This window comes from Ruegeria sp. CDSC081, from assembly GCF_059610485.1.
This window is the reverse complement of record NZ_JBXWNS010000001.1, coordinates 404,519-418,481: the sequence shown is the minus strand read 5'-3', so window position 1 is coordinate 418,481 and position 13,963 is coordinate 404,519. Positions and strand designations below refer to the sequence as shown.

Genomic DNA, 13,963 nt, shown 5'->3' with positions numbered 1-13,963 from the left:
TTTAGCCCAGCATTCCTTTACCGTGGCCGACCGCCGATTGCATTGTTTTTACCACGACAAAGGCATCTCGCAGATGACTTCGCTCAAAGTCCGAAAGATCGGAAGGGGGCAGGAAATTGTCCGGCTTCTTGTTGCCTTTCACCAGGCGGGCCTGATGGTCCAGCCGCGTTTCGGCGATCAGATCGTAAGCGTCTAGCAGGTCGCGGGTACCTGAGGGGCTAAGGACGCCTGCCGCCCCAGCTGCTTTCAGGCGGGCACGTGTATTGGCCTGGGACAGTTGCCCCTGAAGGCTGTATATCCGGGCCAGGTCAACCACAGGCACGACGCCATTATGCTTTAGATCCAGCGTGTTGCGATGTTCACCCGAGCGTACCGTGGCAAACCCGCGTAACAGGCCCAGCGGCGGCGTGTGCTTTAACGAGTTCGAGATCATATGCGCCACAAAAATTGAATTCGCTTGGGCCGCGGCCAGCGTTTCGGCCTGCAGGTCATCGAACAGGTGAAATGCGCCGCAAATGGGGCGCAGGTCGAACATGACCGAGGCCAGCATCTGCGCCTCGGGGTTTGGTTTGGCGATCCACCCGCGAAAATGATCACGCCAGACACTTACCGGTTGGCACCAGCGTGGATTTGTCGCCATCATGTCGCCCGGGCAATAAAAGTACCCACATTTATCCAGCCCGTCCGACACGATTTTTGCCAGTGCCTGGAAATATAGCATGTCGTCATCGGTTACTTTGTCATCCAGCATCAAGCAGTTGTCCTGATCCGACACCCCGGTTTGTTCCTGTCGTCCCTGCGATCCGCAGGCCAGCCATAAGTAAGGCACAGGTGGTGGTCCAAGCTGTTTTTCCGCCATTGCCAGCAAACGTCTGGTGGCTGTGTCGGCGATATCGGTAATCAGGCGTGTAACGATCTCGTGGCGATTTCCGGCAGCGACAAGCTGGACCAGAAGCCGGGGAATCTCTTCGGTCACTTCTGCCATCTGCTGCGCGGTTTGCGCATTTGCTATCCGGCGCACCAACTCGGCGGAATTGACCGCCTGATAGTGGGTCAGGTCTGTCTGGGTGACAATTCCGACCAGACGCCCAGCCTCGGATACCGGAATATGGCCGATGCCGCGCTCCATCATGATGTGAAGAACATCCGATCCGATATCCGACGGCGACAGCGTCACCGGGTTTGCCGTCATTATTGCCGATACAGGGGTATCCACAGACATCCCATCGGCAACGTATTTGCCCGAGATATCTCGTAAGGTGGCGATCCCCAAAAGAATGTCCCCTTCGGTGATGCAGAGAGAGGAAATATGTCTGTCCCTCATCATCTGCGCCGCTTCGCGAACGGTGGTATTAGGGGGGCAGGTTGCGGGGTTATGTGCCATCAGAACGTCGATAGCGCTGGTTGCAAGGCTTTGGGGGCTGGAGCGTTCCGTGCGGGTCCGATCAAAGAATTTGGCGACGATTTCATGTTCGTCAATGAGGCCTCGGATCAGGTTGGGCGGGATCACCAGAAAAACCGAGTTTGCGTGCGCCCGCGCTTTGGTCGCGGCTTTACCGTCTTTCAGTAAACCGCGTTCCCCGAAAGAATTGCGCAGTCCCAGATGAGAGACAATCGCGCCGTTCCTGTCAGTGATTTCAACCTGTCCTTCGTAAATGACGAATACGCCGGGCAGGGGCGCGCCCAGTTGATACACCGGGGATCCTTCTTCGACCTCCCAAACTTCGATCTGATCAGACAGCGTTGCCAGATCATCGGCGGGCAGGGCGTCATAAGGGTGAACGGATTTCAGAAACCGCGTGATCTCGGCTTGGGGCAGGGGCATCGGATACTCCTCGGTTTCTATTCGAAAAATCCCGCCCGGTGGAATGCCGGGCGGGAGTAGTCAGTCGAAAGACACGGCCTTTGGCAAGGTGCTCAGGGGCCGCATCTCTACTCAGTGATCCTGAGCGGCACCCGCGCCACGGGGAATGCGGACGCTTTCGACCAGATCCTTGATCTCTTGCGGGGTTTCTTTGGTCATGCCAGCCACCACATAGGCGACAGTGAAGTTGACCAATGCACCGATCGCGCCGAACGAAGTCGACTTGATCGTACCCAACAGAGGATCAGCATCCGTGAACGAGTTGGTATCCGGAATGAACAACCAGCCCTTGTGCAGGAAGATGTAGACCAGGGTCACAGTCAGACCAGCCAGCATACCAGCAACCGCACCGGTGTTGTTGATGCGGGTCGAGAAGATCCCCATCATCAGCGCCGGGAAGATCGAGGCAGCTGCCAGACCAAACGCCAGGGCAACGGTCTGCGCTGCAAAACCCGGAGGGTTCAGGCCCAGATATGTCGCCACAACAATGGCCACGCCCATTGCGATCCGCGCCGACAGAAGCTCGGATTTTTCCGAAATCTGCGGGTTGATCGCGCCTTTGATCAGGTCGTGTGACACCGCGGACGAGATCGCCAGCAACAGGCCCGCAGCGGTCGACAGAGCAGCCGCAAGACCACCGGCAGCGACCAGACCGATCACCCAACCCGGCAGGTTGGCAATCTCGGGGTTGGCCAGAACCAGGATGTCACGGTTGAACTTGGTCAGCTCGTTTCCGACCCAGCCCTTCTCTTCCGCAAGCGCCTGCATGTCGGCATTCTTGTCGTTATAGTACTGGATCTTGCCGTCGCCGTTCTTGTCTTCCCAGTCCAGCAGGCCGGTTTTCTTCCATGTGGCCATCCAGTCATAACGGGCGTCGTTGTCGATATCTTCGACGGATACGGCGCCACCTTCGATGCCGCCATTTGGCCACATCATGTCACTGATGTTTAGACGGGCCATTGCGCCAACCGCAGGGGCGGTCAGGTACAGCAGTGCGATGAACACCAGCGCCCAACCGGCAGACCAGCGGGCATCAGCCACTTTCGGCACGGTGAAGAAACGCATGATAACGTGCGGCAGACCGGCCGTACCGATCATCAGCGACAGCGTGAACAGCACCATGTTCAGCGTGTCCGAGTGGTGGGCGGTGTATTCGTTAAAGCCCAGCTCGGTCACGATCGCATCCAGCTTGGTCAGCAGCGGTTCACCGCTGGCGGTATCACCAAACAGACCCAGAGCCGGAACCGGATTGCCAGTCAGTTGCAGGGAAATAAAGATGGCTGGGATTGTGTAGGCGGTGATCAGCACGCAGTACTGAGCGACCTGTGTGTAGGTCACGCCCTTCATCCCCCCAAACACCGCGTAGGCGAACACAACGGTTGCACCAATTAACAACCCGGTGGTGTTTGACACTTCAAGGAAGCGGCCAAAAGCTACGCCAACGCCGGTCATCTGGCCGATCACGTAGGTCACAGACGCTACGATCAGACAGATCACCGCCACGATACGCGCGGTCTGGCTGTAAAAGCGGTCGCCGATGAACTCTGACACGGTGAACTTGCCGAACTTACGCAGGTAAGGGGCAAGAAGCAGCGCCAGCAGCACATAACCACCGGTCCAACCCATCAGGAAGGATGAGTTGTCATAGCCGGTAAAGGCGATGAGGCCCGCCATCGAGATGAACGAGGCCGCAGACATCCAGTCTGCCGCTGTCGCCATACCGTTGGTGACCGGGTGAACGCCGCGACCGGCGGCGTAGAATTCTGATGTGGACCCAGCACGGGCCCAGATCGCGATGCCGATGTAAAGCGCAAAGGACGCGCCCACAAACAGCAGGTTGATGGTAAACTGGTCCATAGGGCCTTACTCCTCCTCAACGCCGTATTCAGCGTCTAGCTTGTTCATCCGCCAGGCGTAGTTGAAGATCAGCAGCAGAAAGACCAAGATGGATCCCTGCTGAGCGAACCAAAAGCCGAGATCGGTTCCGCCGACGGAAATGCCGGACAGAAGTGGACGCAGCAAAATGCCGAATCCAAACGACACCAGCGCCCAGATTACCAGGCTGATGTAGATAAGACGCAGGTTGGCCTGCCAATAGCCCTTATCGGCTTCGGCAGTCTGCGCGGAGTGTGTTGATTGATCCGCCATCGCGGGTTCCTCCTTCGCTTCCTCTTTGAGCGGCCCGTTGTCCTAACCCTCCAGCGCGCGGGGCCACTTTTCTATATGCTTGATGCCAGGTGGCATCAGGCAAGACTTCTCTGGTCCGCCAGAGCGGGTCCTTTGAAGTTTTCCTTTAGGAATTCGGCCCTTATTGAGGGCGGGCCATATTCCCCTAGTTCATTGTGTCACTGACGATCCGTTCCAGATTGCCGGCGATGTCTTCGATATTGCCCATTGCGTTCAGACCTTTCAGAACGCCGTGGTCTTGGTAATAAGTGATCAGCGGCGCGGTCTGCGCGTGATAGGCAGCCAGCCGTGAGGCGACGGTTTCAGCATTGTCATCTGCGCGGCGCTTGAACTCGGTCTTGCCGCATTTGTCGCATTTGCCTTCGACTGCGGGCGTTTTGAACCGATCATGGAACCCTTCGCCACATCCGGCACATGTGTAACGGCCGGAAATACGGATCACCATTTCAGCATCTTCAACCTCAAGACTGATGGCTGCGTTGATCTGCTGACCGGTCTCTGACAGCAGCGCGTCCAGCGCCTGAGCCTGAACCGTGGTGCGGGGGAAGCCATCCAGAATGACGCCCTTGGCGCAGTCCGGTTCGGCCAGACGATCCCGCAGGATTGCAATTACGATATCGTCACTGACCAGATCACCTGCCTCCATGACAGCTTTGGCGGCTTTTCCGGCTTCGGTTCCCGCGGCAACTGCCGCCCGTAACAGGTCACCCGTGCTGAGTTGGACAAGCCCGAACTTGTCTTCGAGCATACGGGCCTGTGTACCCTTCCCGGCGCCCGGGGGGCCGAGAAGGATCAGTACGGTGGGTGTAGTGATCGTGGCAGCGTCCATCACATCCTCACTTGCTTGCGCGGTTTTCGATCAAGTTGTCGACCACGGACGGATCAGCCAGGGTCGATGTGTCACCGAGCGATCCAAAATCATTCTCGGCGATCTTACGCAGGATACGGCGCATGATCTTGCCCGAGCGGGTTTTTGGCAGGCCAGGAGCCCATTGGATCACATCCGGGCTGGCAATCGGTCCGATCTCGGTCCGAACCCAGGTGCGCAGCTCTTTCACAAGCTCGTCCGAGGGTTCGCGATCATTCATCAAGGTGACATAGCAATAGATGCCTTGCCCTTTGATATCATGGGGATAACCCACAACCGCGGCCTCGGCCACGGCGGCATGTGCCACCAGAGCGCTCTCAACCTCGGCCGTACCCATGCGGTGCCCCGAGACGTTGATCACATCGTCCACACGTCCGGTGATCCAGTAATCGCCATCCTCGTCCCGGCGACAGCCGTCACCGGTGAAGTAGTAGCCTTTGTAGTCCGAGAAATAAGTCTTCTCGAACCGTTCATGATCGCCCCAGACCGTACGCATCTGACCCGGCCAGCTGTCCTTGATGCACAGCACGCCTTCGACTCCGTTGCCTTCGATCTCGACCCCCGATTGCGGGTCAAGAACAACGGGCTGAATACCAAAGAAAGGCTTCATAGCCGAGCCGGGCTTCATCGCGTGGGCGCCGGGCAGGGGAGTCATCAGGTGACCACCGGTTTCGGTTTGCCACCAGGTGTCCACGATCGGGCAGCGCCCACCGCCGACAACGTCATTATACCAGTTCCACGCTTCCGGGTTGATCGGCTCACCCACAGTGCCCAGCGTGCGCAGATCGCTCAGATCGCATTTCTCGACCCATTCATTGCCTTGCCCCATCAGGGCGCGCAAAGCGGTAGGGGCCGTGTAGAATTGATTGACCTTGTGCTTTTCACAGACCTGCCAAAAGCGGGATGCATCCGGATAGGTCGGAACACCTTCGAACATCAGCGTGGTCGCGCCATTGGCAAGCGGGCCATAGACGATATAGCTGTGGCCGGTCACCCAACCGACATCGGCGGTACACCAATAGACGTCGCCTTCATGGTAATCGAAGGTGATCTCATGCGTCATTGCCGCATAGACCAGATATCCGCCGGTCGTGTGCACGACACCCTTCGGCTGACCGGTCGAACCGGAGGTATACAGAATGAACAGAGGGTCTTCGGCGTCCATTTCCGCAGGCGCGCAATAGTCATCCGCCTCGAGCGCCATCTCGTTATAGTCGTAGTCGCGCCCGTCGATCCATGTGGTCTGGCCGTTGGTACGCTTGACAACCAAGCATTTCACCGTGTCCTTGCAGTGCAGCAGGGCCGCGTCTGCGTTTGACTTCAACGGTGTCTTACGGCCGCCGCGAGGGGCCTCATCAGCTGTAATCAGAACCTTGGCGTCGCATCCGTTGACGCGTGCAGCCAGGGCATCGGGGGAAAACCCTGCAAAAACAATAGAGTGGATTGCGCCGATACGTGCGCACGCCAGCATGGCATATGCAGCCTCGGGGATCATCGGAAGATAAATGACCACACGGTCGCCTTTGCGCACGCCCATGGAAACCAGGATATTTGCCATCCGGCAGGTACGGCGGTGCAGTTCGGCATAGGTGATGTGTTGGGCGGGTTCATTCGGGTCATCAGGTTCCCAGATGATCGCAGTCTGATCGCCGCGTGTATTCAGATGACGATCCAGGCAGTTGGCTGAAACGTTCAGAGTGCCATCCGCATACCAGTTGATCCCGACCGAGCCCAAATCATAGCTGACGTCTTTCACTTGGGTATAGGGTTTGATCCAGTCAACGCGTTTGCCCTGTTCGCCCCAGAATGCAACGGGGTCGTTTATAGAAGCCGTGTACATTTCGCCGTATTTCTTGGCATCGACATGCGCACGCGCAGAAATTTCTGCGGATGGCGGATAAACTTTGGCATCTGCCTGAGCAGCGGTTGTCATTCTGAGGTTCCTCCCTCTGGACTTAAATTCACTGGGACAATCTTGCCCGCTGAACAGGCAATGTCGACCTGTTTCCTCCCGATGCAGGATAATACGGAGATCAGAAAACAAAGAAATAAATTACAGAAATAGCAGGGTTTATTTGTTAATAAATTTCATTCTCTCTGGGGGGGTTGTAAAGGAAATCGTAAGATAGTAAAAAAACATATTTAAAACAGCAATATAGATGTTAACCACATTTCAACTGTTTTCAAAGTGCTCGCCCGTGAAATTTACACATTTCATATACACCTTATGATTGTTAGCGCTGGCGGGCGGATTGCAGATTTTGATGGGTGGTCTGGCAGGGGTTGGCACATATCGATGTTGGCGCTAGCTTTACGCGCAAGCGACCCAAAAAAGGGGGCGCATCAATGGGAGAAATCACTATGACTAAAATGTTGAGCGGTGCCGCCGTCGCCGCCCTGACTGTTGCATTCGTTACCGAAGCTGCAGCAACAGAATGGAATGCTTCGGTCTGGGGCAAACGCCGGGCCTTTACCGAACATGTCGAGAAACTGGCTGAACTGGTCAGCGAAAAAACCGGTGGCGAATTCACGATCAATGTCAGCTATGGCGGGCTGTCAAAGCCGAAAGAGAATCTGGACGGGATTGAGATCGGTGCATTCGAAATGGCGCAGTTCTGCGCAGGCTATCACCGCGACAAAAATCGGGCGATCACTGTACTTGAGCTGCCGTTCCTGGGCGTGAACAATTTGGAAGAAGAGGTGGCCATCAGCCACGCTGTATATGATCATCCCGCCGTTAAGGATGAGATGGCTCAGTGGAATGCCCGGATCATCATGACGTCGCCAATGCCCCAGTATAATATCGTTGGAACCGGTGATCCGCGCTCAACGCTTGCCGATTTTGACGGCATGCGTGTACGTGCGACTGGCGGGCTGGGCAAGGCGTTTGAGGCCGTTGGCGGTGTTCCAACATCGGTGCCCGCGACCGAGGCGTTTAATGCGATGGAATCCGGTGTTGTTGATACAGTGGCCTTTGCTCAGCACGCACATTTGTCTTTCGGCACCATCAACGAAGCCGACTGGTGGACGGCCAACCTGAACCCCGGCACTGTAAACTGTCCGGTTGTGGTCAATATCGACGCCTACGAAGCTCTGCCTGCGGAACATCGTGAAGCGCTTAACAGTTCTGTCGACGAGGCCATAGCCCATTATCTCGCCAATTACGGCGGTCTGCTGGAGCAGTGGGATGGTGTGTTGACCGAAAAAGGCGTGCAGAAAGTTCAGATCGACGAAGCCGTGCTGGAGGAATTCCGCACCAAGGCTGCTGATCCGATCCGCGAGCAGTGGATCGCTGACATGTCCGCGCAGGGTCTGCCTGCGCAAGATCTATATGATCTTGTTCAACTGACGTTGAAACAACAGCGTGGCGGGAACTGATCACGCGTTCCGGGTACCCAGCGCGGTACCCGGACACTGATTCCAATACAGAGAGGGCCAGCGGAATGGCAGGACAGGCGACGGTGCTTGCGGATGATAGCCGTCTGAGCAGGCTGGACCAGCTGCTGTTAAGGGCCGAGCGTACGCTTGCACTGATCAGCGGAATTGCCGTGTTCGGGTTAATGGTGCTGGCAGTTGTCTCGGTTAGCGGGCGCAACGCCTATAACGCGCCATTGCCGGGCTATGTCGATTGGATCGAGCAAGCCATGCCTTTGATTGCGTTTCTAGGTATCTCTTACGTACAACGCGATGGGGGCCATATCCGGATGGATATTGTCATTTCGCGGCTACACGGACGGGCTTTGTGGCTGTTCGAGTTGATTTCGGTCGTTCTCATCCTGGTGCTCATGTTGGCATTGGTCTGGGGCAGCTGGTCCCATTTCGACAGATCATTCGACTTTGGCGCACCTCTGTGGAGCCGGGACAGCTCGATCGACATTGGCATCCCGCTCTGGCCTGCCAAGTTACTGGCACCTATTGCGTTTTCGGTACTTTGCTTGCGGCTTGTGCTGCAAATCTGGGGTTATGGACGGGCCTTTGTGCTGGGCCTACAAAACCCAGTTGCGGTGCCGATGATACAGGACGCTGCTGCGCAGGCTGCCGCTGAAGCCGAACAATTCGAAGGGCAGGACTAGTAAATGGACTCGATTGAGATTGGCCTCTGGGTCACCGGTGGTCTGCTGGTTCTGGTTATCACCGGAATGCGTGTGGCTTTTGCCGCGGCTTTGGCGGGGCTGATCGGTCTGGTTTGGATATTCTGGGCCAAATTCGGATATGATCCTGACCGATTTGGCAAGGCGCTGACCGTTGCGGTAAAAACCGCAGGGCAAGTGCCGCATTCCAAGGTTGCAGCCCATACGCTCAGCCTGATCCCGACCTTTATCCTGATCGGTTACCTTGCCTATTACGCAGGCCTCACGCGCGCGCTGTTCGAGGCGGCCAAGCGCTGGGTGGCCTGGGTTCCGGGTGGGCTTGCGGTCGCAACCGTGTTCGCCACCGCTGGGTTTGCTGCAGTCTCGGGGGCATCGGTCGCGACATCTGCGGTATTTGCCCGGATCGCGATCCCGGAAATGCTGAAGGTCGGGTACAACAAACAATTTGCGGCGGGCGTAGTTGCTGCAGGTGGCACTTTGGCCTCACTGATCCCGCCCTCGGCGATCCTTGTGATTTATGCGATCATCGTGGAACAGGATGTGGGCAAACTGCTGCTCGCCGGGTTCATACCGGGAGCGTTTTCGGCGGTTATCTATGGTCTGCTGATCGTCGGCATCGCCGTTGTGTTCAAAAATGTCGGCCCGCCGGTCACTGGCTTTACTTGGAAACAGCGTTTTGCCGCGCTGCCTGGTGCCCTACCGATTGTTGCGGTGATCCTGATCATCATCTGCTTCGTCTATAACCCGTTTGGTGAAAAAGCCTGGGGCACGCCAACCGAAGGCGGGGCAATCGGTGCCTTTATCGTGTTCTGCTTCGCGCTGTTCCACGGCATGAGATGGGCAGAGTTGAAATCCGCACTGCTTGAGACCGCCAAACTGACCGCGATGATCTTTTCGATCATCTGGGGCGTGCTGATCTATGTCAGGTTCCTGGGTTTCGCCGATTTGCCAAGCGCGTTTTCCGACTGGATCACGTCGCTGACAATGTCTCCGATGCTGATCCTGATCTGTATCCTGCTGGCCTATGCGGTGCTCGGCATGTTCATGGATGCCATCGGGATGCTATTGCTGACTCTGCCGGTTGTCTATCCGGCAGTTATGGCGCTGAACGGGGGCGAGGCCGTCACCGCTGCGGAAAGTACGTTTGGGATGTCCGGTCCGATGTGCGCCATCTGGTTTGGTATTTTGGTGGTGAAAATGGCCGAGTTCTGCCTGATCACGCCACCGATCGGTTTGAATTGCTTTGTCGTTGCCGGCGTCCGCCCTGATCTGAGCGTTCAGGACGTGTTCAAGGGCGTGACGCCGTTTTTCATCGCCGACGCCGTGACGATTGCGCTGCTGGTCGCCTTTCCGGGCATCGTTCTGTACCTGCCTTCGCTGGCCGGGTAATTGGCATCTGGCGAAGTCAATCTTTGGTGATACCTGCCCCCGGCTGGCGCACGGGGGCAGGGTATCTCTATTTCGCTCGCATCAGCATTCCGTACAGATCGCGCGGGTCGTCAGGGTCTGCCAGCATGTCCAAGGGTTCGTAGTAATCTGTGCCCCGGACTGCGGACTGGATGTAGCGCAGGGCTGAAAAATCCTCGATCGCGAAGCCTACGCTGTCAAACAACGTGATCTGACGATCATCTTTGCGACCCTCGGCCTGACCCGTCATGACCTGCCACAACTCGGTGACGGGATGATCGTCTTCAAGGGCCTGAATCTCGCCCTCAATACGGGTTTGCTCCGGGTATTCGACGAATATTTCAGAGCGTAGCAGGATATCCCTGTGCAGTTCGGTTTTGCCAGGACAGTCGCCGCCGATCGCGTTGATGTGGACGCCTGGGCCGACCAAGTTATCGGTCAGGATCGTGGCATTTTTCTTGTCCGCCGTGCAGGTCGTGATGATATGCGCGCCTTCGATGGCGTCCTCAGGGGATTTGCATTTCACGACCGAGAGGCCAGAGCCCGCCAAGTTGGCCGCACATTTTTCGGTAGCAGCCGCGTCGGTATCGTACAAGCGAACAGTATTAATCCCGCACATGGCCTTGAAGGCGAGGCACTGAAATTCGGATTGCGCGCCATTCCCGATCATTGCCATGGTCGAGGCCGATTTGGGCGCAAGATAGCTGCCGACCAGAGCAGAGGTTGCTGCGGTGCGCAATGCAGTCAGCATGGTCATTTCGGTCAGCAGGGTCGGATAGCCTGTGTAGACGTCTGCCAGCAATCCAAATGCGGTAACGGTCTGTAGGCCTTCGGAGGTGTTCTTGGGGTGGCCGTTGACGTATTTAAACCCATAGGCCTCACCGTCTGAGGTTGGCATCAGTTCAATCACCCCATGCGGCGAGTGGGCAGGGATGCGGGGTGTTTTGTCAAAGCTTTCCCACCGTTTGAAATCAGCTTCGATTTGCGCCGCAATATCGGTGATCATACGTTCGACGCCGATGTGGTGGACCAGTCTCATCATATTGTCGACAGACACAAACGGCACCAGGGCCTTTTCAGATGGTTGCATTAGGGGCTCCTATCGGCGGGACAGGTGGATGCCCGCAATCATGCAGCGCACGGATCCACCGGCAGTTTCAATGGTGGGAATCGAAAACGGCAGAGGTGTCGCGCTGGCTTCGATTGTAGCGATTTGTTCCGGGGTCAGGGCGGCAAGTGCCCGGCTGGACAGCGCCAGCACGGGACCATTCAGGCCGCTCAGTTCGATGGCGTTGCCAGCAAATTCAGCGATCTGATCATGGGTCAGGTCGATGACTGTGCGACCGGATTCTTCCAGCCTGGCTTTCACTGTCGCGCGGCGTTCGGGGTCCGCGATCATATCAAGACAGATCAGCGCGTATTTGGAGCCGATGCCCATCAGAACATTCGTGTGATAGACATCACGTCCTGCGGCATCATGCGCCTCGAATGCGATGGGCTCATAGTTGAAATGGGTGCAGAAACGCTCCAACAGAACGGGGTCGGCGCGGTTGGATTTGACCGTGTAGGCCACGCGGCCAATGTGGTCCAGAACCATCGCTCCGGTGCCTTCCAGCGCCAGTCTGTCCTGTTCAAGCCCGGAATAATCGATCACGTCCTGAACACGATACTCCTGTTTCAACATTTCTATGACGTCGGCGCGACGTTCGCGCCTGCGCGACGGCACAAACATCGGATAGATAGCCACATGCCCGCCGGGATGGGTCGAGAACCAGTTGTTCGGAAATACGCTGTCTGGTGTGTCGAGGTCTCCGAAATCGTCGAAGACATGAACCTTAACACCCGCATCGCGCAGCAGCGCCACCGCCTGATCATGTTCATCGCGTGCTTGGACAGACGTGGCCGCTGCCGAGCGGTTGGCCAAGGTCTGGAACGCATTGTCGTCGCGTGTCTCGGGGTTCGAAGCAAACGCATGGGGCCGGATCATCACAACGGCTGGTGGGGCTTGTAGAGATTGCATCAGAAGCTCCGGGTGGGGCGGTCAAAGATGCGGCGGCCCAGCAATGAGGCGGCCAGATCGACCATCAACTTTGCAGTGCGGCCGCGTTCGTCCAGAAACGGGTTCAATTCTACCAGATCCAGCGAGCAGACAAGACCGCTTTCGTGCAGCAGTTCCATCACTAGATGGGCCTCGCGTTCGGTCGCGCCACCTGGAACTGTTGTGCCAACTGCAGGAGCAATGGACGGATCAAGGAAATCCACATCCAGCGAAACATGAAGGATGCCATCCACTGCCCGGACCCGCTCCAGAAAGGCCATCAGCGGTGCTTTGATGCCGTTTTCGTCGATGCTTCGCATATCGGCCAGCATTGCGCGATCCTGTTCCAGCCGAGCCCGTTCGGCTGGGTCGACCGAGCGCAGACCGATCATGCCGACCCGGTCGGTCGGAACTGGCGATGAAACCGGTGGAAAGTCGTCAAATCCGGGCTGTCCGGTGAAATAGGCTACGGGTGTCCCGTGCAGGTTGCCGCTATCGGTGCTCTCGGGTGTGTGGAAATCGCTATGCGCGTCCAGCCAGAGAACGAACAGTGGGCGTTCGATCCGCTCGGCGTGCTGAGCCATGCCCAAAACCGTGCCCATCGAAAGCGCATGATCGCCGCCCATGAAAATTGGCAGGCCTTGTGGGGCGACATCCTGCGCGACACGGCTGAGAGCTTTGGTCCAGCCGACACACTCGGGCAGGGCGAAGAGATGCGAATGTTCGGACATATCCGGAATGTCAGGTGTGATATCGCCGAGATCCCGTAGGTGAAGGCCGAGATCGGAAAGAGCTGATTGAAGCCCCGCAACCCGATAGGCATCGGGGCCCATCCGGCAGCCTTGTCGACGCTTGCCCGAATCCATCGGGGCGCCAACCAGAATTACGTTGTTTGTATCCATATGGAATACTACTCCGGCAATGTGGCTTGCGGATAGGGATCAAAATGCTCAAAATGGAACCGCAAGTGACATAACGGAAGTATTGAATGGACGATTTGGATGGCAAGCTTCTCAGCGCTCTGCACCGGGATGCCCGTGCTTCACTCTCGGAACTGGCTGAAACACTGGGGGTCACGCGCACAACAGTGCGCAGCCGTCTGCAACGTTTGAAGCAATCCGGCGAGATTGTGGGCTTTACGGTTCTGACACGGCGGGATGTGGCGCAAAGCCCGGTCAGAGGGTTGATGATGCTGGAAATCGAAGGGCGCGGCACCGAGCGCACCATGGCCCAAATTGCTGCCATGCCACAGGTGCGTGCTGTCCATTCGACAAATGGCGGTTGGGACTTGATTGCCGAGATAGGGACCGAAACCCTGGCCGAACTGGATGAAATCCTGTTTCGCATCCGCAGGATCGAGGGGATTACGCGATCTGAAACCAACTTGCTTCTTTCTACTCGGAAAGGCCGCGTCTGATTGCTGTAGTGCTTTGAGCAGCAATGAATATGTGTAAAAGTTGCGATGCGTTCGCCACCCGCGCAAAGGCAGCTGCAAACCTGAAACAGGG

At 57.0% G+C, this 13,963-nt stretch carries 12 protein-coding genes; 4 read left to right on the top strand and 8 right to left on the bottom strand.

Annotated elements, in window-relative coordinates; genetic code table 11:
- Position 1: 1 nt before the first annotated feature.
- The 5 genes from AC2FH9_RS02080 to acs form a co-directional block, all read right to left on the bottom strand.
- Positions 2–1,825 carry a DUF294 nucleotidyltransferase-like domain-containing protein gene (locus AC2FH9_RS02080; protein WP_496870590.1) on the bottom strand — a complete coding sequence of 608 codons (1,824 nt, stop codon included), beginning with the start codon at positions 1,823–1,825 and terminating at the stop codon, positions 2–4.
- Between the two features lie 111 nt (positions 1,826–1,936).
- Complete coding sequence (locus AC2FH9_RS02075; RefSeq protein ID WP_496842786.1) at positions 1,937–3,721, bottom strand: sodium:solute symporter family protein; 1,785 nt, start codon at positions 3,719–3,721, stop codon at positions 1,937–1,939.
- Between the two features lie 6 nt (positions 3,722–3,727).
- Complete coding sequence (locus tag AC2FH9_RS02070) at positions 3,728–4,012, bottom strand: DUF4212 domain-containing protein (RefSeq protein ID WP_142634329.1); 285 nt, start codon at positions 4,010–4,012, stop codon at positions 3,728–3,730.
- A gap of 184 nt (positions 4,013–4,196) precedes the next feature.
- The gene (locus tag AC2FH9_RS02065; protein ID WP_142634327.1) at positions 4,197–4,880 is read right to left on the bottom strand and encodes an adenylate kinase; all 684 of its coding nucleotides are present in this window, start codon (positions 4,878–4,880) and stop codon (positions 4,197–4,199) included.
- 7 nt (positions 4,881–4,887) lie between these two features.
- Positions 4,888–6,852: an acetate--CoA ligase gene (acs, locus tag AC2FH9_RS02060; protein ID WP_496695145.1), complete on the bottom strand. Its 1,965-nt coding sequence runs from the start codon at positions 6,850–6,852 to the stop codon at positions 4,888–4,890.
- A gap of 428 nt (positions 6,853–7,280) precedes the next feature.
- Between acs and AC2FH9_RS02055 the strand changes: the two genes are divergently transcribed.
- The 3 genes from AC2FH9_RS02055 to AC2FH9_RS02045 all read left to right on the top strand — a co-directional run bounded on the left by AC2FH9_RS02055 (position 7,281) and on the right by AC2FH9_RS02045 (position 10,399).
- Entirely contained in the window at positions 7,281–8,297 is a 1,017-nt protein-coding gene (locus AC2FH9_RS02055; RefSeq protein WP_496690700.1) for a C4-dicarboxylate TRAP transporter substrate-binding protein, read from the top strand.
- A gap of 65 nt (positions 8,298–8,362) precedes the next feature.
- Complete coding sequence (locus AC2FH9_RS02050) at positions 8,363–8,992, top strand: TRAP transporter small permease subunit (protein WP_142634321.1); 630 nt, start codon at positions 8,363–8,365, stop codon at positions 8,990–8,992.
- A gap of 3 nt (positions 8,993–8,995) precedes the next feature.
- Positions 8,996–10,399 carry a TRAP transporter large permease gene (locus AC2FH9_RS02045; RefSeq protein ID WP_142634319.1) on the top strand — a complete coding sequence of 468 codons (1,404 nt, stop codon included), beginning with the start codon at positions 8,996–8,998 and terminating at the stop codon, positions 10,397–10,399.
- 67 nt (positions 10,400–10,466) lie between these two features.
- Here the strand turns inward: AC2FH9_RS02045 and ocd are convergent, their stop codons facing one another.
- From ocd to rocF, 3 genes are read right to left on the bottom strand one after another with little or no spacing between them, the layout of a single operon-like run.
- A complete protein-coding gene (ocd, locus tag AC2FH9_RS02040; RefSeq protein WP_496870587.1) occupies positions 10,467–11,507 on the bottom strand; it encodes an ornithine cyclodeaminase in 1,041 nt (346 codons plus the stop codon).
- Between the two features lie 9 nt (positions 11,508–11,516).
- A complete protein-coding gene (gene ctlX, locus AC2FH9_RS02035; protein ID WP_496870586.1) occupies positions 11,517–12,437 on the bottom strand; it encodes a citrulline utilization hydrolase CtlX in 921 nt (306 codons plus the stop codon).
- Positions 12,437–13,357 carry an arginase gene (rocF, locus tag AC2FH9_RS02030; RefSeq protein ID WP_496870585.1) on the bottom strand — a complete coding sequence of 307 codons (921 nt, stop codon included), beginning with the start codon at positions 13,355–13,357 and terminating at the stop codon, positions 12,437–12,439. Before rocF ends, ctlX begins: the two co-directional genes overlap by 1 nt.
- Before the next feature lie 86 nt (positions 13,358–13,443).
- Here rocF and AC2FH9_RS02025 point away from each other — a divergent pair, with 86 nt between their 5' ends.
- Positions 13,444–13,872: an Lrp/AsnC family transcriptional regulator gene (locus tag AC2FH9_RS02025; RefSeq protein WP_496870583.1), complete on the top strand. Its 429-nt coding sequence runs from the start codon at positions 13,444–13,446 to the stop codon at positions 13,870–13,872.
- Positions 13,873–13,963: the final 91 nt, after the last annotated feature.

What these genes read in the sequence shown, in the direction of transcription:
- AC2FH9_RS02080 (WP_496870590.1), bottom strand. Translation starts at nt 1,825, where the DNA reads ATGCCCCTGCCCCAAGCCGAGATCACGCGGTTTCTGAAATCCGTTCAC.
- AC2FH9_RS02075 (WP_496842786.1), bottom strand. Translation starts at nt 3,721, where the DNA reads ATGGACCAGTTTACCATCAACCTGCTGTTTGTGGGCGCGTCCTTTGCG.
- AC2FH9_RS02070 (WP_142634329.1), bottom strand. Translation starts at nt 4,012, where the DNA reads ATGGCGGATCAATCAACACACTCCGCGCAGACTGCCGAAGCCGATAAG.
- AC2FH9_RS02065 (WP_142634327.1), bottom strand. Translation starts at nt 4,880, where the DNA reads ATGGACGCTGCCACGATCACTACACCCACCGTACTGATCCTTCTCGGC.
- acs (WP_496695145.1), bottom strand. Translation starts at nt 6,852, where the DNA reads ATGACAACCGCTGCTCAGGCAGATGCCAAAGTTTATCCGCCATCCGCA.
- AC2FH9_RS02055 (WP_496690700.1), top strand. Translation starts at nt 7,281, where the DNA reads ATGACTAAAATGTTGAGCGGTGCCGCCGTCGCCGCCCTGACTGTTGCA.
- AC2FH9_RS02050 (WP_142634321.1), top strand. Translation starts at nt 8,363, where the DNA reads ATGGCAGGACAGGCGACGGTGCTTGCGGATGATAGCCGTCTGAGCAGG.
- AC2FH9_RS02045 (WP_142634319.1), top strand. Translation starts at nt 8,996, where the DNA reads ATGGACTCGATTGAGATTGGCCTCTGGGTCACCGGTGGTCTGCTGGTT.
- ocd (WP_496870587.1), bottom strand. Translation starts at nt 11,507, where the DNA reads ATGCAACCATCTGAAAAGGCCCTGGTGCCGTTTGTGTCTGTCGACAAT.
- ctlX (WP_496870586.1), bottom strand. Translation starts at nt 12,437, where the DNA reads ATGCAATCTCTACAAGCCCCACCAGCCGTTGTGATGATCCGGCCCCAT.
- rocF (WP_496870585.1), bottom strand. Translation starts at nt 13,357, where the DNA reads ATGGATACAAACAACGTAATTCTGGTTGGCGCCCCGATGGATTCGGGC.
- AC2FH9_RS02025 (WP_496870583.1), top strand. Translation starts at nt 13,444, where the DNA reads ATGGACGATTTGGATGGCAAGCTTCTCAGCGCTCTGCACCGGGATGCC.